The organism is Curtobacterium sp. 1544 (assembly GCF_040544915.1).
In the GTDB taxonomy this organism is placed as follows: domain Bacteria; phylum Actinomycetota; class Actinomycetes; order Actinomycetales; family Microbacteriaceae; genus Curtobacterium; species Curtobacterium pusillum_C.
In genome coordinates this window covers 18522-35061 of sequence record NZ_JBEPKX010000019.1, presented here as the reverse complement: position 1 = coordinate 35061, position 16540 = coordinate 18522, and the positions used below count along the sequence as shown (strand labels likewise).

General features: G+C 70.9%; 14 protein-coding genes. 10 read left to right on the top strand and 4 right to left on the bottom strand.

The window, feature by feature from the left end:
* Positions 1–104: 104 nt before the first annotated feature.
* The gene (locus ABIC61_RS12095) at positions 105–1262 is read left to right on the top strand and encodes a baeRF2 domain-containing protein (protein ID WP_354030092.1); all 1158 of its coding nucleotides are present in this window, start codon (positions 105–107) and stop codon (positions 1260–1262) included.
* 104 nt (positions 1263–1366) lie between these two features.
* Here ABIC61_RS12095 and ABIC61_RS12090 read toward each other — a convergent pair whose 3' ends face one another.
* Positions 1367–2515 (bottom strand): MFS transporter, encoded by a 1149-nt coding sequence (locus ABIC61_RS12090; protein ID WP_354030112.1) that lies wholly within the window; start codon positions 2513–2515, stop codon positions 1367–1369.
* Between the two features lie 124 nt (positions 2516–2639).
* Between ABIC61_RS12090 and ABIC61_RS12085 the strand changes: the two genes are divergently transcribed.
* A complete protein-coding gene (locus tag ABIC61_RS12085; RefSeq protein WP_354030091.1) occupies positions 2640–3341 on the top strand; it encodes a GntR family transcriptional regulator in 702 nt (233 codons plus the stop codon).
* Positions 3342–3431: 90 nt separating this feature from the next.
* Here ABIC61_RS12085 and ABIC61_RS12080 read toward each other — a convergent pair whose 3' ends face one another.
* A complete protein-coding gene (locus ABIC61_RS12080) occupies positions 3432–3587 on the bottom strand; it encodes a hypothetical protein (RefSeq protein WP_186322116.1) in 156 nt (51 codons plus the stop codon).
* A 266-nt stretch (positions 3588–3853) separates the two neighbouring features.
* Between ABIC61_RS12080 and ABIC61_RS12075 the strand changes: the two genes are divergently transcribed.
* The 7 genes from ABIC61_RS12075 (at position 3854) to ABIC61_RS12045 (ending at position 12995) form a co-directional block, all read left to right on the top strand.
* On the top strand, positions 3854–4921 hold the full coding sequence (locus ABIC61_RS12075; RefSeq protein ID WP_354030090.1) for a LacI family DNA-binding transcriptional regulator: 1068 nt from the start codon (positions 3854–3856) through the stop codon (positions 4919–4921).
* Positions 4922–5429: 508 nt separating this feature from the next.
* Positions 5430–7172, top strand: coding sequence for an ABC transporter substrate-binding protein (locus ABIC61_RS12070; protein ID WP_354030089.1), 1743 nt, complete (start codon positions 5430–5432; stop codon positions 7170–7172).
* On the top strand, positions 7169–8149 hold the full coding sequence (locus ABIC61_RS12065) for an ABC transporter permease (protein ID WP_354030088.1): 981 nt from the start codon (positions 7169–7171) through the stop codon (positions 8147–8149). The genes ABIC61_RS12070 and ABIC61_RS12065 overlap by 4 nt, the downstream gene beginning before the upstream one ends.
* A complete protein-coding gene (locus ABIC61_RS12060) occupies positions 8146–9102 on the top strand; it encodes an ABC transporter permease (protein WP_354030087.1) in 957 nt (318 codons plus the stop codon). The genes ABIC61_RS12065 and ABIC61_RS12060 overlap by 4 nt, the downstream gene beginning before the upstream one ends.
* Positions 9099–10895, top strand: coding sequence for an ABC transporter ATP-binding protein (locus ABIC61_RS12055; protein WP_354030086.1), 1797 nt, complete (start codon positions 9099–9101; stop codon positions 10893–10895). Before ABIC61_RS12060 ends, ABIC61_RS12055 begins: the two co-directional genes overlap by 4 nt.
* Complete coding sequence (locus ABIC61_RS12050) at positions 10892–11758, top strand: alpha/beta fold hydrolase (protein WP_354030085.1); 867 nt, start codon at positions 10892–10894, stop codon at positions 11756–11758. The genes ABIC61_RS12055 and ABIC61_RS12050 overlap by 4 nt, the downstream gene beginning before the upstream one ends.
* Before the next feature lie 28 nt (positions 11759–11786).
* Positions 11787–12995, top strand: coding sequence for a glycoside hydrolase family 1 protein (locus ABIC61_RS12045; RefSeq protein ID WP_354030111.1), 1209 nt, complete (start codon positions 11787–11789; stop codon positions 12993–12995).
* Here the strand turns inward: ABIC61_RS12045 and ABIC61_RS12040 are convergent.
* Positions 12980–14185 (bottom strand): ankyrin repeat domain-containing protein, encoded by a 1206-nt coding sequence (locus ABIC61_RS12040; protein ID WP_354030084.1) that lies wholly within the window; start codon positions 14183–14185, stop codon positions 12980–12982. The genes ABIC61_RS12045 and ABIC61_RS12040 overlap by 16 nt on opposite strands.
* 61 nt (positions 14186–14246) lie before the next feature.
* Between ABIC61_RS12040 and galE the strand changes: the two genes are divergently transcribed.
* The gene (gene galE / locus ABIC61_RS12035; protein ID WP_354030083.1) at positions 14247–15251 is read left to right on the top strand and encodes a UDP-glucose 4-epimerase GalE; all 1005 of its coding nucleotides are present in this window, start codon (positions 14247–14249) and stop codon (positions 15249–15251) included.
* Between the two features lie 81 nt (positions 15252–15332).
* Here the strand turns inward: galE and ABIC61_RS12030 are convergent, their stop codons facing one another.
* Positions 15333–16508, bottom strand: coding sequence for a glycosyltransferase (locus tag ABIC61_RS12030; RefSeq protein ID WP_354030082.1), 1176 nt, complete (start codon positions 16506–16508; stop codon positions 15333–15335).
* Positions 16509–16540: the final 32 nt, after the last annotated feature.

Sequence of the window (16540 nt, the reverse complement as noted above, 5' to 3'; positions counted from 1 at the left end):
TTCCCTCCGGACGTCGAACACCGTGCCGCGTCCGGGTGGAGTGTGGGCGAACACGAAACGTCGGGGTTCGTGACAGCCCCGGTGACCGTCCGAGAGGAGCTGCCATGACGTCGACCAACGCGACGAGTGAACTGCACGGGATCCTGGGGCAACGGCTGGAGGGCGGTGGCACGTGGGCGTGGGCCTACGCCGACGTGTCCGGCAACGTCGAGGATCCACGACGACAGGCGGCGCTCAAGCTCCGCGGGGTCGAGGAAGCGCTGCGTGCGCAGGGTGCGTCCGACGAGGTCGTCGACGTCATCGCCGAAGAGTTCGAACAGGAGCCCGGCGTCCCGTCGCCCGTCACCCGCTACGTGCTCGTGCACGACGGTGCCGTCGTCCTGAGCGAGGTGCTGCCGGGCCACCTGCACGGCGCGGAGTCCGTCGGTGTCGGCGCCGTGCCGGACCTCGTGCCGCTCGTCGCCCACCGCCCGGTCGACCTGCCGTTCCTGGTCGTGCACGCCGGCAAGGAGGGCGGGGCCTTCCGTGCGTACCGGCTCGGCCACGCGCCGGTCTCGCACGAGGAACAGCAGGTCGCGGGCCGGAACGACACCCTGCACTACGAGAAGGCCGGCACCGGGTGGAAGCAGCCGCACTGGCAGCAGCACACCGAGGAGATCTGGAAGCAGAACTCGTCGGAGACCGCCGCGGCCGTGGACGAGGCCGTCCGCACGCTCCGGCCCGGGCTCGTCGTCGTCGCCGGTGACGTCACCGCACGCGAGCTGCTCGTGAAGGCGCTGTCGAGCGAGAGTCGTGCACTGACCTCGGTGTTCCCGGGGGACCCGCGATCGGACTCTTCGTCGAAGCAGGCGTTCGTCGAGCACGTCGAGACCGCCCTCGCCCGTGTCGTCGCCACCCGGCGGCACGATCTCGAGGACCTGCTCCGCACCCACGTCGGGCGCGGCGACAACCTCGCGGTGACCGGGCTCGGGTCCGTCGTCGCCGCACTGCAGCAGGCCCAGGGCGCGGTCGTCGCGCTCGACGCCGTGGCGGTCGGGGACCGGACGCTCCTCGCGCTCGCCGGGGCTCCGTGGGTGGCGACCGCGCCGGAGCAGGCCACCGGGACGCCCGTGATCGGACCGGTCCCTGCCGTGTGCGCGCTCGTGCGTGCCGCGGTGCTGACGGACGCCGAGCTCCAGCTCGTCAACGCGGCGTCGCTGCCCGGCGGGGTGGCCGCGGCCGCGTTGCTGCGCTGGCCGGTGGGTCCGGCCGTCCCCGCGTGAGCCTGGGCTGATCGGGCGTACCTGGTCGAAACGGGCGTACTTGGGCGATCTTTTCGACCAGGTGCGCCCGTTTCCGCATTCCATCGCGGGCGTTCTGGGATGTTTCAGTCGTGCAGCGTCCGGTCGCGGCGGGGGACCAGGGGGAGCGCCAGCAACGGCAGGACCCCGACGATCGAGAACGACGCCGCGAACCCGAGCGCCCCCACGAGCGCGCCGACACCGGGACCGACGGCGCTCGCCGCGATGAACTGCCCGGTGTTCTGCGCCCCGAGGGCCCGGCCGGACCAGAACGGCCCCGCCGCCTCGGCCACGGACGTGTACGCGAGACCGTTGTCCGCCACGGTGACGCTCGTCGCGACGACCAGGAACACCGCGGCGGCGGCGAAGTGCGTCGTGTCCACCAGTGCGAGCAGCCCCATCACGACGGCGGCGCTCACCGCGACGATGCGCAGCGGCCCGACACGTGACCCGGCCCGGTCACTCCACGCGCCGACGAGGATCCGGCCGATCGCGCCGACGAACTGCGATGCCCCGACGAGCAGCCCCGCAGCGGGGGTCGACCAGCCGAGGCCCACGAGCCACACCAGGCCGTACGTCGAGAGCGTGAACTGGGGGACGACCAGCAGGACCGACACCGCGTGGATCCGCCAGAGGAACCCGTTCGCCCGGTACGGGTTCGCGACGTGCTCGACCGGGGCGTCCGCACGGGCCGGCCGGGGAGGGTTCGCGATGCCGATCGCGCACAGCACGGCGAGCACGGCGCACAGGACGATCGGCAGCACCAGAGCCGAGCGGATGCCGTCCGCCTCGGCGAGCTGCGGAACCGTGACCGCGGCGAGCGTCACCCCGAGCGGCTGCGACATCTGCCGGATGCCCATCGCGAGTCCCCGGCGCTCCTTCGGGAACCACCCCACCACGACCCGTCCGCTCGCGGCGTTCGTCGAGGCGCTCGTCATGCCGCCGGCGAGGAACGCCAGCCCCAGCAGCACCGGGTGGCCCGCAGCGGCCCAGGCCCCGACGACCGCCAGGGTCGTGAGCACCAGGCCGCCCGCGATGACGACGCGCTCGCCGAACCGGTCCGTGATCGCGCCCCAGGCGATGAGCGTGAGGACCATGCCGAAGGTCGGGGCCGCCGCGAGCAGTCCCGCCTGGGTGAGTGACGTGCCCTGGGCGTGCAGGTAGGGGATGAGCAGCGCGGGGGCGGACACCACGAGGGTGCCGGCGGCCTGGGCGGCGACGCCGAGGGCGAGCATCGTCCAGGCGCGGGAGGAGGGGGTCACAGCGATCGTTTCGGCTCGGAACTGATTGGGCGGTGTTGATCAACCCAGTCCAAAACGGTATACCAACTGGCGGTCAACGCTACTAGGCTGGATCGCCGTGACCGAGACGACCGATGCAGCGCCCGTGTCGCAGACGAGTCAGCTCTACGACAACCTGCGTGCCGCGATCCTGACCCTCGAGATCGCGCCGGGGGAGCGCATCTCCGAACGCGGCCTCGAAGCGCGGTTCCACGCCTCACGCACCCCCGTCCGCGCGGCACTCTCGCGGCTCGAACGCGAGGGGCTCATCCTGCACGAGGGTCGCTCGTGGACGGTCACCCCGATCGACCTCGACGAGATCGCCTCACTCGCCGAACTCCGCGGCGTCCTCGAACCCGCCGCCGCCCGACTGGCCGTCGCCCGCGCGTCAGAGCAGCAGCTCGCCGAGGTCCGCGCGCACCTCGACACCCTCCGGCCGACGCCCGACCAGCAGGCCGGCATCCGGATGGGGTCGACGTTCCACCTCGACCTCGCCGCTCTCGGCGGCAACCGGTTCATCACCGACGCCATCGCCGACGCCCTCACCCGCCTGGAGCGGACGCGCTGGATCGAGGTCCGCACGCCCGAGGCCCGGGACGCCGCTTGGGAGGAGCACAGCGCCATCATCGACGCCGTGCGCGCCGGGGACGGGGACCGCGCTGCTGACCTGCTCGCGGCGCACGTCGCCGGCACGAACGACCGCCTGCTCGCGTGGATCGCGCAGGAGCGTCGCCGTCTGCGTGGCGCGGGCATGGCGATCGTGGGCAGCACCGAGCGCTGACCCGCTCACGCGCGCCGCGTGCCCTGAAGGCGACCGATCTGCAGGAGGCACGGCGCGGGGCGGACCCGCACCGTGCCTCCAGGCTGGTGACTACGGTCTCGTCGCTGCGTCCTCAGCCGCGTCGATCTGGTCGAAGATCCAGGCGTTGCCGCCGTCGGTGTGGTCGAGCAGTGCGTCGCGCACCTCGGCCTCGTCGGTGGTGAGCCGGATCGCGCTCTTGCTGCCGGACCGTGTCGATTGGGACATCGCGTCTTCTCCTGTGTGTGTGGGCATCGTGGTCGATGCGGGCGACCTGCCCGCCAATGCGCTTCCTCACGGGACGTACTGAGGTCGCACCAGTGTGCGGGCGCTGTCCGGATCGCGCAAGGGATTCCGGTCACATGTGGAAAAGTCCCGGCATGCAGCATGCCTAGGATGGTCCGGCCGCACGGCTCGCGGCACGGAACCAGCGGACGTCGGACGGGAGGCACGGCTTGGCCGAGCAGCGCACCGCACCTCCCACGGTCTACGACGTGGCTTCTGCCGCCGGCGTCTCGATCGCCACGGTCTCGCGCGTGCTGCGCACGCCCGACGCGGTCCGCGAGGGAACCCGCGACCGGGTGCAGGCGGCGATCCGGACCCTCGGCTACGTGCCCTCCGGCAACGCCCGGGCCCTCGCGGGCAAGCGGACCGGCGTGGTCGGACTCCTGCTGCCCGGGTTCGACGTGGTGCCGGACGAGCGACCCGACCTCGTGACCGACGGTGGCGTCCGCGTGGTCGACGACCGACGGCACGTGACGCAGCCGTTCTCGTCCAACCTGTACTTCGACGAGGTCCTGCGCGGCGCCGAGACCGAGGCGTGGCAGCGCGGTCTGGCGCTCATGGTGGCGGCGGGGCGCGGGTCCTCCCGGGACGTCATCGTCAACGACGTCGCCGGACGGGTCGACGGTCTCGCGGTGCTGGCGCAGACGGTGCCGGACGACCTGCTCGAGCACGTCGCCAGACGGATCCCGGTCGTGGTGCTCGCCGACGACCGTCGCTCGCACGGCTTCGACTCCGTGAGCGTGGACAACGCCGCGGGGATGCGCACGCTCGGCTCGCACGTCATCGGTCGGCTCGGCATCCGGTCGTCGCTCGTGTACCTGGCCGGACCGATCGACTCCCCGGACGACATCGAGCGCTCCGCGGGCTTCCGGCAGGCGCTCGACGACCACGGGGTCCCGGCCTCGGCGGTCCGGGTCGTGCACGGCGACTTCGGGCGGGCGCGGGCGCGGGAGCTCGCGGCGCAGCTGCTCGACGGGGAGGCCGTCCCCCGGGCGATCGTCTGCTCGAACGACCAGTCGGCGCTCGGGGTGCTCGACGCCGCGGTCGCGCGGGGTGTGCGGGTGCCGGAGGACCTCGTCGTCACGGGGTTCGACGGCATCGACGCGGGGCGGTTCTCGGTGCCCAGGCTGACCACCGTGCACCAGCCGATGGGGGAGCTCGGGCGGGCCGCCGTCCGGGCGATCGTGGACCGGCTCGAGCGACGTGAGGGGCCGCCGCGGGCGATGCGTCTGCCCGTCGAGGTGCTGCTGCGCGAAAGCTGCCCGCCGGCGCTGTAGGGGTGCGGGGTGGTCGCACGACATGCCGTCCGCCTGTCACCGAGAGGGCGCAAAACGTCGCGCTCGCTGCCCGGCGGCGGCACTTCCTGCCCGCTCGGCGAACGTGAGCGGCACGTCGTGCCCCCTCGCGGACCGGGTGCGACCCGGCGCCATTCGCACGGTGCGCCCCGCGCCGAGAGAGCACAAAACGTCGCGCTCGGCGTCCGCAGGCAGCGCTTCCTGCCGTCTCGGCGGACGTGAGCGGCACGTCGTGCCCCCTCGACGACCGGGCGCGATCCGGCGCGGCCCGCCGCGCCAGTGCGACCGGGGCGCGACCCGCCGCGCCAGTGTGCGAGGTTCCGCGCACTGTGCGGCGCTCGGACCCTCGCACGCGGGACGGAACCTCGCACACTGCGATCCGAACCGCGCCAGCCCGTGCCGCCCCGGTTCACAAACCACCCGGTTGCGCAACGCGATGTAAGCGCATACATTGTCCCAGTACCCACTCGACACGGAGGTCGACCGAGCAATGACGCTTCCCCCACAGCGCACGCGCGGGCAACACGAGCCGCGCACCCCGGGCACCCGCCGGGGACGGCGTGGCCGTCTCATCGCGGCCATCGCCGGCATCGCGGTCGTGGCCCTCGCGGCCACCGGCTGCAGCATCCAGGTCCGGTCCCAGCCGGACCCGAGCATCGGCAAGGACACGATGCTCATCAACGCGGACCACGGCAACCCGCTGTTCGACCGCAACTTCAACCCGTACATCGCGAACGCCCGCACGGCGTCGAAGTGGATGTACGAGCCCCTCATCGAGGTGAACCCCCTCGACGGCAAGCGGAACCCGTGGCTCGCGAGCTCGTGGTCGCAGCCGGACGCGAAGACGATCGACATGACGATCCGCAGCGGCGTCGAGTGGTCGAACGGCGACCCGTTCACCGCGAAGGACGTCGTCTTCACGTTCGACCTGCTCAAGAAGTTCCCCGCGATGGACATCAAGGGCGCGTGGCAGCACATCGACACGATCGAGCGGAAGGGCGACCACGTCGTCTTCCACCTCAAGTCGGAGGACGTCCCGAGCCTGACGATCATCGGCCAGACGTACATCCTCGGCGAGAACCACTGGGGAAAGGTCAAGGACCCCACCACCTGGCGTGACCCGAACCCGGTCGGCACCGGCCCGTTCGTGCTCGGCAACTACACCGACCAGCAGTACTCGATGGACAAGAACCCGAAGTACTGGCAGGCCGACAAGATCGCCATCAAGCACCTGATCCTGCCGGCGACGAACACGCAGCTCGACACCGTCACGCGCGGCTACGACTGGGCGTACTCGTTCATCTCCGACGTGAAGGGCACCTGGGGTGCCGCCTCGAAGACGAACACGTACTGGTTCCCGCCGGGCGGTGTGATCGGCCTGATCCCGAACCTCACGAAGGCGCCGTACAACGACGTCAACGTCCGCCGGGGCATCTCCCTCGCGCTCGACCGTGACGGCATCGCCGAGACCGCGACCGAGGGCAACCTCAAGGCGGCGGCGCAGACCGGGCTGATCCTGCCGAACCAGGAGCAGTACGTGAACGACGACATCCCGAACAAGGGTGTCGTCACGCAGGACACGAAGGCGGCCATCGCCAGCTTCGAGAAGTCCGGCTACACGGTCCAGGACGGCAAGATCGTCAAGGACGGCAAGCAGCTCGAGATCAACATCATGACCGCGAACGGCTACTCCGACTGGCTCCGCGCCGCGCAGGAGGTCCGCCGCAACCTGACCGCCATCGGCATCAAGGTGACGATCCAGGCGCCGCAGCCCGCCGGGTACCAGCAGAACATCAACAACGGCACGTTCGACATGGCGATGGGCGGCATGGGCAACGGCGACGTCTACCAGGCGTTCAACTCCCTGCTCAGCACCGACTTCTACCAGCCGGTCGGCAAGTCGACGGTGAACAACTACGAGCGGTACAAGAACGCCGACACGCAGAAGCTCCTCGACGAGTACAAGGCGACGACGGACACCGCGAAGCAGCAGGAGATCCTCGACCAGCTGCAGGAGGTCGTCTACAACGACCTGCCCGTGATCGGGATGTACTACGGCGGGCTCTGGGGCCTGTTCAACACCGGCAAGTTCGTCGGGTGGCCGAGCGCGAAGGACCCCTACATGGCGCCGCAGAACTACGACTCGGCCCCGTTGCTCATCTTCTCCAAGCTGCGACTGCGTGACAGCGCCGCCGGGCAGAAGATCCTGAAGGAACAGGACGAAGCCAAGTGAAGTACATCCTCCAGAAACTCGTCCTCTTCGTCCTGACCCTCTGGGCCGCGGTCACGCTGAACTTCGTGCTCCCGCGACTCATGCCGGGCAGCCCGACCGACGCCGCCCTGGCGAAGCTCAGCCAGAACGGCCCGGTCACCGACGCCACCAAGAAGGCCATCGAGGCGCAGCTCGGCGTCCCGACCGGCAACCTCTGGGACCAGTACGTCAGCTACCTGCACCAGGTCGTCACGCTCGACTTCGGCACGAGCTACACGTTCTACCCGCAGCCGGTCGGTGACCTCGTCGCCCGAGCGCTGCCGTACACGCTGATCCTGGTCGGCGTGGTGACGATCCTCGCCTTCGTGCTCGGCACCCTGATCGGTGTCGGTGCGGCCTGGAAGCGCGGCACGTGGCTGGACTCGCTCCCGACGCTGTCGGGCTCGTTCATGTCGACGTTCCCGTACTTCTGGACGGCGCTCCTGCTCCTGTTCTTCCTCGGCTACGTGGCCCACTGGTTCCCGACGACGGGCGCCTACTCGGCGACGACGACACCGGGGCTGAACGGCGCGTTCATCGGGGACGCCCTGCAGCACGCGGTGCTGCCGGCGGTCACGATCCTCGTGACGAGCCTCGGTGGCTGGATCATCGGCATGCGCAACGCGATGATCAACACCCTCGGTGACGACTACGTGACCTTCGCCGAGGCGAACGGTCTCCGCGGCCGCACCGTGGCGATCCGGTACGCGGCCCGCAACGCGATCCTGCCGAACCTGACCGGTTTCGGCCTGGCACTCGGTGGCGTGGTCGGCGGTTCGGTCCTGGTCGAGCAGGTGTTCGGCTACCCGGGCATCGGCTACCTGCTGTTCAACGCCGTGATCGGGCAGGACTACCCGCTCATGCAGGCCCTCTTCCTGATGATCACCGTGTCGGTGCTCATCGCCAACTTCATCGTGGACGTCCTCTACGGCGTCCTGGACCCGAGGACGCGTCGATGACCAGCAACGCAACCGTCGCAGTGCGGACCCAAGACAAGCAACAGAACCAGAACGACGAGCAACGGGCGCCGTCCAAGCTCAAATCAGCAGCAAGACAGTTCGGCGTCGTCTGGAGCAACACCAAGGCCCGGATCGGCATCATCATCCTCGCGGTCTTCGTCGTCGTGGCGATCGCAGCCCCGCTCCTCGCCCCGTACGGCGCCAGCCAGAACGGCTTCGCCCGGAGCGCGGACGCCAGCTGGGCGCACTGGATGGGCACGACCGCCGCCGGCGAGGACGTCCTGTCCCAGATCATCTACGGCGCCCGGATCTCCGTGCTCGTCGGTGCAGTCGCGGGACTGCTGTCCACGCTCGTCGCCGTCGCGATCGGCCTCAGCTGGGGCTACGTCCGCGGCTGGATCGCCGAGGTCATCGGGTTCATCGTGAACCTCTTCCTCGTCATCCCGGGCCTGCCGCTCATGATCGTCATCGCCGCGTACCTGCAGAACGGCGGCATCGCGGTCATCATCGCGGTGATCGTGGTCACCGGCTGGGCCTGGGGCGCTCGCGTGCTGCGCAGCCAGACACAGTCCCTCCGCGGCCGTGACTTCGTGACCGCCGCGCAGTTCTCCGGCGAGGGCGCGACCCGCATCGTGTTCCGCGAGATCCTGCCGAACATGACGAGCCTCATCGTCGGCTCGTTCTTCGGTGCGGCCACGAGCGCGATCCTCGCCGAGGCGGGCCTCGAGTTCCTCGGGCTCGGTGACTCGTCGATCGTCAGCTGGGGCACGATCCTCTACTGGGCGCAGAACTCCAACGCGCTGCTCACCGGTCAGTGGATCCTGCTGTTCGCACCGGGTCTCTGCATCGCACTCCTCGCGATGAGCCTGACCCTGATCAACTTCGGCGTCGACGCCGTGTCCAACCCGCGGCTGCGCGAGGGCGCGCGCCGGAAGAAGGAGAAGACCGCATGAGCGGGTCGCGTGCACCGCAACCAGCAGACGGCCTGGAGGCGCGGGACGGCGCCGCCACGCGCCTCCAGTCCGACTCCACGAGCGCCACGCAGGACGTCCTGCTCGACGTCCGCGACCTGTCGGTCGTCTACGAATCGGCCGGCCAGACGGCCGTCCAGGCCGTCGACCACGTGTCGTTCCAGCTCAAGAAGGGCGAGTTCGTCGGCCTGGTCGGCGAATCAGGCTCGGGCAAGTCGACCCTCGGCTACGCGTTGACCCGGCTGCAGAAGCCGCCGGCGCGCACGAACGGCGGGAACATCTTCTTCGGCGGGCACGACATCCGTGACCTCGGCGACGAGGAGCTCCGTCAGCAGCGGCAGGGCGGCTTCGCCATGGTCCTGCAGTCCGGCATGAACGCGCTCAACCCGGTGCGGACCATCCGGAACCACTTCGTGGACGTCTTCAAGGCGCACGGCCACGTGCCGCGCGAGCGCTGGGACGCCCGGATGAAGGAGCTCATCGAGAAGGTGAAGCTCCCGACGGCGATGCTCGCCCGCTACCCGGGGGAGCTCTCCGGCGGTATGCGGCAGCGCGTGTCGATCGCCCTGGCGCTCTCGCTCGAGCCCCGCCTGATGGTGTTCGACGAGCCCACCACGGCGCTCGACGTCCTCGTGCAGCACGCGGTGATGGACACCATCATCGAGCTGCAGCAGTCCGAGGGCTTCACTGCCGTCCTCATCAGCCACGACCTCGGCATCGTCCTCGAGGCCACCGAGCGCGTGCTCGTCATGCACGAGGGGCGCATCGTCGAGGACGGCGGCTCGAAGGACATCCTGCGCGACCCGCAGGACGAGTACACGAAGATGCTGCTGTCGCACTACGCCGACCCGCGCGCCGAGGTGGTCTCGCTCCCCGGCTTCCCCGACCGGTCGCTCCGTGACCCGGCGGCCACCCGCCAGGAGACCACGTCGTCGTTCAGCACGGTCGGGTCCCGCGAGCGCAGCGCCGCCCGCAACCCGATCGTCGTCGACCACATCGTCAAGACGTACCCGGCGCCCCGTCGCGGTGAGCAGCCCGTGCAGGCGGTGCGCAACGTGTCGTTCACCCTCGAGCCCGGGCAGTCCCTCGCCCTCGTCGGCCAGTCCGGTTCGGGCAAGTCGACCATCGCGAAGCTGCTCACCGGTGTCGAGAAGCCGACGACCGGCACGGTCCGGTTCGGCGACAGCGACGTGGCGAAGCTCGGGCGGCGTGGGCTGAAGGACCTCCGCTCCGAGGTGCAGATGGTGTTCCAGGACCCGTACGCGGCGCTCAACCCGCTGCACACGGTGGAGTACACGCTGTCCCGGCCCATCGCGAACTACACCGGGCTGAAGGGGCAGGACGCGCGACGCCGCGTGCTCGAGCTGCTCGACACCGTGGGGCTCACCCCCGTGGAGCAGTTCGCGCAGAAGCTCCCGCACCAGCTGTCCGGCGGGCAGCGGCAGCGAGTCGTCATCGCTCGGGCCCTCGCCTCCGACCCGCAGGTGATCATCGCCGACGAGCCGGTGTCGATGCTCGACGTGACGCTCCGTGCCGGGGTCCTCGCGCTCCTCGAGGACCTGCGCGAGCAATGGGGCGTCTCGCTCCTCTACATCACGCACGACCTGCTCAGCGCACGCCTCATCACCGACGACATCATGGTGCTGCACGACGGCGCGGTGGTCGAGCGCGGTCGCACGGCCGAGGTGCTGCAGAACCCGCAGGACCCGTACACGATCGACCTGCTCGACGCCGTGCCGAACCCGCGCCGCGCCCTCGCGGAGGGTCGCCTGTGAGCCTCCACGCGTTCCCGTCGGTCGCGGCGTTCGGGCACCAGCCGACGCCCGACGACGTCGACGTGGTCGGCATCGACCTGCCCGTCGGCCGGCTGACTGCCTACCGGGTCGTCCCGTTCGGCCCGTCGAAGGGGACGGTGCTCATCGTTCCCGGGTACACGGGTTCGAAGGAGGACTGGCGCACCTTCATGCCGCTCCTGCGCGACGCCGGCTGGACCGCGGTGGCGATCAGCCGCCGCGGCCAGGCCGACTCGGCAGCGCCGGACGACCGCGGGGCGTACACGCTCGACCAGGAGGCCGCCGACGTCGTCCGCGTCGCCGCCCTGCTCGACGACGGCGCCCCCGTGCACCTGATCGGGCACTCGCTCGGCGGCGTGATCGTCCGCGCCGCCGCGATCGCCTCGCCGTCGTCCTTCCGTGACGTGACGTTGTTCTGCTCCGGCCCGCACGGTTGGGCGAACCGCAAGGCCGCCGAGAAGACGATCGTCGCCGAGACCTGCAGCAACCGGGCGCTCTTCGACGCGCAGAACCCGCTCTGGGCCGGCCGCCCCGACGAGGAGCTGCCCGACGACCCGCGCTTCGTCCGGGAGCGCTTCGACCACACGAGCGTGCTCAGTGTGCTCGCCGGTGCCGCGATCCTCGAGGACACCACCGACGACACCGCCGCGCTCGCGAGCACCGGGCTCCCGACCCTCGTCGCGCACGGCATCTGGGACGGCGCCTGGCCGATCCCGTGGCAGCACGACATGGCGACCCGGCTCGGCGCCGACTACGCCGTCATCCCGGAGAGCTACCACGGCCCGCAGGTCGAGAACCCGCTCGGCACGCTCGCCGTCTTCGACACGTTCATGAGCAAGCACTGACATGAACGCCCACTGAAAGGACCCCGTCATCACCACGCTCGACTTCCCGAAGGGCTTCCTCTGGGGCGCCGCCACCGCCGCGCACCAGATCGAGGGCAACAACGTCAACTCGAACTGGTGGGTGCACGAGCACGAACCCGACACGACCATCGTCGAACCCTCCGGTGACGCCGCCGACAGCTACCACCGGTACCGCGAGGACATCCGCATCGCGGCCGACCTCGGGCTGAACTCCTACCGGTTCAGCATCGAGTGGGCCCGCATCGAGCCCGAGCGCGGGTTCGTCAGCCGCGCGGAGGTCGACCACTACCGCCGCATGGTGGAGACGTGCCACGAGTTCGGTGTCGAGCCGATCGTCACGCTCATGCACTTCACCGTGCCGCGCTGGTTCGAGCGCGACGGCTTCTGGCGCGCCCCCGACGCCGCCGACCTGTTCGCCCGGTACACCGAGGCCGCGCTCCCCGTCGTACAGGACGGCGTCCGCTACGTCTGCACGATCAACGAGCCGAACATCGCGGCGATGCTCGCCGGAGGCGAGGACGCCGCGAACCTGGTGGCCTACGGACTGCCGAACCCGGACCTCGGGGTCGCCGACGCCTTGCTGGCCAGCCACAAGCGGTCGCGAGAGGTGCTGGGACAGGTGTCGGGCCTCCAGTCCGGGTGGACCATCGCGACGCAGGCCTTCAAGTCGACCGGCGAGCCCGGCGCGGACGAGATGCTCCGCGAGTACGGGTACCCGCGCGACGACTGGTACCTGGAGAACGCCGCGGGCGACGACTTCCTCGGCGTGCAGGCGTACACCCGCACGTTCATCGGCGCTTCCGGACCGGTTCCGGTGGCCGACGACGTGGAGACGACCCTGACCGGGTGGGAGTTCTACCCCGAGGCCTCGGCCGACGGACTCCGGAGCGCGTGGGAGCTCTCCGGCCACGTGCCGCTGATGATCACCGAGAACGGCATCGCCACCGCGGACGACTCCCGTCGCATCGCGTACACGCAGGGTGCCCTCGAGGGCATCCACCGCTGCATCGAGGACGGCATCGACGTCCTCGGCTACCAGCACTGGTCGCTGCTCGACAACTACGAGTGGGCGTCCGGCTTCCGCCCGACCTTCGGCCTGGTGTCGTGGGACCCGGTGACGTTCGCCCGGACGCCGAAGGACTCGGCGCGCTGGTACGGGCGGGTCGCCGCCGCCAACGCGCTCGAGGTCACCACGACCGCTCAGCCGGCCGCGTAGTACTGCGCCAACTGCTCCGCGACCGCCCGGTCGCGGAGCAGTTCCGCTCGGTCGGTGGCCGTCGATCCCTCGTCGTCCTGCGCGTTCACGTCGACGTCGAGTGCGAGGACCGAGCGGACCGTGTCCACGTCGCCGGAGTCCACCGCGGCGATCAGCAGGGTCGCGCCACGCGACCCGACCGCCCTGGTGTCCGCACCCACGGCGGCGAGCGAACGCACGACCGCGCCGTGCCCGCCCCACGCAGCGCGGACGATCGGGGTGTTGCCGTCGGCGTCCCGTGCCTCCAGGTCGGCGCCCGCGCCGGTCAGCACCTCGACTGCCCGCCGAGCGTCGCGGTCGATCGCCAGCGTCAGCGGCGTTCGTCCCTCGACGTCGGGGAGTTCGATCGACGCACCGCGGCGGAGGAGCTCCTCGAGCATCTCCGGCCGGTCGAACCACGCCGCCGCGTGCAGCGGCGCGAAGCCCCAGCGCGGGTCGAGGTCGTCGACGTCGCTCGCGTCGTCGGCCAGGTGGAGCCCGCCGAGGTCGCCGTGCGCGGCGGCGCGGACGACCTCGTCCGCCCACTCGACCCACCCGTCCGGTACCGGGCCGTGCCAGCCGCGTGCCGGACGGTCCGCGAGCTCGTCGAAGGCCGACTCCGGGACGCTGCGCACCGACACCCGGGCGTCCGTGAAGCGGATCGCGACCTCGCCGACGGGGGAGACGAGCAAGCGGAGCTCCCAGGCGTCGAGGCCGCCCACGTGTTCGAGCTCGCCGCGGGCGATGTGCGCGTCGCCGGCGAGCAGGTCGGCGGGATCGACGGTCGGCGGGTCGATCACGGCGTCGTCGAGGCGGAGGGTGACCCGGGCGTGGTTCCAGCGCCGCCAGAGGCCGTCCGCAGTGTCGAGCACCTCGTCGTTGCGGACGACGACCTCGGCGTGCACGGTCACCGGGTCCGGGGTGCCGTGCCCGGGGAGGTCCGTGGCGGACGTCTCGGCGTCCTCGTCGGGCTCGGCTGCCGGACCGCCGTGGCGAGCGGAGGCCTCGACGGTGAGGGAGGCGATCCGGGCGTCGACCCAGCGCACGGTGGCGAGCGCCGCGACGGGAGGTGGGGCGTCCTCGAGCAGGCGGACCAGGTGCTCGGTGGCGCCCTCGAAGTCCTCGAGCGACACGTAGCCGACCGCGGGCCAGTTCACTCGACTCCATCGCACGAGGTCGACTGTACTGCCTCTGATCCTGGCAACCAGTATGTGATACTGGTATTCTGACCGTATGAACCCGATCCCGACTGTTCCGCGCGTCGTCCTCGTCACGGGAGCTGCCGGGTACATCGGCTCGCACGTGGCACGGGTGCTCCGGCAGCGGGGTGAGACCGTCGTCACCGTGGACGACCTCTCCACCGGCTCGGCGTTGCGGCTGGACGAGCCCCTCGACCTCCGTCTCGACCTCGCTTCGCCCGAGGCGCTCGGCGAGCTCGAAGCGGTCCTCTCCGGCTGTGGTGTGACCGACGTGATCCACCTGGCCGCGATGAAGCAGGTCGGAGAGTCGGTCGCGCGGCCCACCCACTACATGGGCCGCAACGTCGGTGGTCTGGTCCACCTGCTGACCGCGATGGAGCGGTGCCGGGTCGAGCAGATGGTCTTCTCGTCGTCAGCGGCCGTCTACGGTCAGACGACCGTCCCGCTCGTCGCGGAGGACCACGCGCTCGCACCCGTCAACCCGTACGGGCAGTCCAAGCTCATCGGCGAGTGGATGACGGAGAACGCCGCGCGCTCGTGGGGGCTGCGTGCCGCGAACCTCCGCTACTTCAACGTCGCCGGCGCCGGCTGGCCGGAGCTCGCCGACGACGGCGTCGCGAACCTGATCCCCATCGTGCTCCGCGCCGCGGACCGGGGCGAGCCGGTGCGGGTCTTCGGCACCGACCTCCCGACGCCTGACGGGTCGTGCGTGCGGGACTTCGTGCACGTCCTCGACCTGGCGCACGCGCACGTCGCAGCGCTCGACCACGTCCGGACCACCGCCGGAGCGCGGGCGTTCAACATCGGGACCGGCACGGGCACCTCCGTGCGGAGCGTCATCGAGGTCGCCGAAGCCGTGACGGGCCGTTCGATCACCGTGATCGAGGACGCGCCCCGCGCCGGCGACCCGGCGACCGTCGTCGCCGACCCGACGCACGCGTACCGGATCCTCGGGTGGACGGCACAGTGCTCGGCGTTCGATGCAGTGGACTCGGCGTGGCGCGCCCGTACGGGCGTCCGGGGCGCCGTTCCGGTCTGACCCGCGGGCACTCGGCGGCGGAGCCCTCCCGGCGCGCAGCGTGAAGGCCCCTCGGTCCACTGACCGAGGGGCCTTCGTCGTTCAGGTCTTGCGGGCCCGTCGAGCGGGCTGCGCGTCGAGGAAGTACCGGGCGCAGCGCTCCCAGACGCCCACGCGGTCGAAGTGTTCGTCGACCTCGGTGAAGGCGTTCGCGCGGACCCTGTCCCGAAGGGCCTCGTCGTCGATCATCCGATGGAGCGCCGCTGCGAGGGCTCGATCGTCGTGCGGTTCGACCAGGAGACCGGTCGCACCGTGTTCGACGAGGTCGACGATCCCGGTGCACGACGTCGCGACGACGGGGACGCCCGTCGCCCACGCTTCGAGGACCACCGTCGGCAGTCCTTCGCGGTAGGACGGAAGACAGAAGACGTCGAACGCGGCGAAGACCTCCGCGGGGTCCGCCAGGTTGCCGGCCCGGGTCACCCAGGGAGCGTCGAGCGCTGCTCGGACGTCGTCCGCGAGGTCGTCGACCCCCTCGTCCTGCCCGACGAGGACGAGCCGCGCTCGAGTGCCGACGTCGCGCAGCGCAGCGACGGCGCGGACGAGCTCCTCGATCCCCTTGTCGCGGGTGACCCGTCCGACGAAGCCGACGACGACCTCGTCGTCGTCGGCACCCACCCGCTCGCGCTGTGCGGCGCGCAGTACCTGGTCGGAGCCGATGGTGCCGGCGCGGTCACGGTCGACTCCGACCACCGATCCCTTGCCGATGACGTCGACCCCGGACACGTCGACCCCGAGTTCGCCCAGACGGTCGCGGAGCCCGTTGCTCACGGCGACGGTGTGGGTGGCGAGTCGGATCGCCAGACGCTCGGTCTCGAGCAGGAAGCGCCGGAGGATCCCCGTCGTGGTCTCGAGACGGAGGCAGTGCAGGATCTGGATGCGGACGGGCACCCGGCAGACCCACGCTGCGATGCCACCGAGCAGGGTCGCCTTGGGTGTCCCGTAGATCACCCGGTACGGCCGGACGTCGCGCATGAGCCGGATGAGCTGCGCGAGGGTCCGGAGGTCGGTCGCCGGTGCGGGGTCGCGCTCGAGGGAGAGCACGTGCGTCTCGACCCCCTCGCGCTGCCGGACGCGCTCGAGACGACCGCTGTCGTCCGAGGCGGTGCGCACGGGAGCGAGGGGGGTGCCGGCGAGGTAGCGGAGCTGGTCGCGCAGGACGACGTCCAGGGAGTAGTCCGTCTTGACGATCAGGGTTCCGGAGCGGGGTCGGGACACGGTGTCCTCCTGGGTTCGGGTGACGTGTGGGT

Bases quoted from the DNA above. Each gene is read 5' to 3' on its own strand.
- ABIC61_RS12095 (WP_354030092.1), top strand. From the start codon at position 105: ATGACGTCGACCAACGCGACGAGTGAACTGCACGGGATCCTGGGGCAA.
- ABIC61_RS12090 (WP_354030112.1), bottom strand. From the start codon at position 2,515: ATGCTCGCCCTCGGCGTCGCCGCCCAGGCCGCCGGCACCCTCGTGGTG.
- ABIC61_RS12080 (WP_186322116.1), bottom strand. From the start codon at position 3,587: ATGTCCCAATCGACACGGTCCGGCAGCAAGAGCGCGATCCGGCTCACC.
- ABIC61_RS12070 (WP_354030089.1), top strand. From the start codon at position 5,430: ATGACGCTTCCCCCACAGCGCACGCGCGGGCAACACGAGCCGCGCACC.
- ABIC61_RS12060 (WP_354030087.1), top strand. From the start codon at position 8,146: ATGACCAGCAACGCAACCGTCGCAGTGCGGACCCAAGACAAGCAACAG.
- ABIC61_RS12055 (WP_354030086.1), top strand. From the start codon at position 9,099: ATGAGCGGGTCGCGTGCACCGCAACCAGCAGACGGCCTGGAGGCGCGG.
- galE (WP_354030083.1), top strand. From the start codon at position 14,247: ATGAACCCGATCCCGACTGTTCCGCGCGTCGTCCTCGTCACGGGAGCT.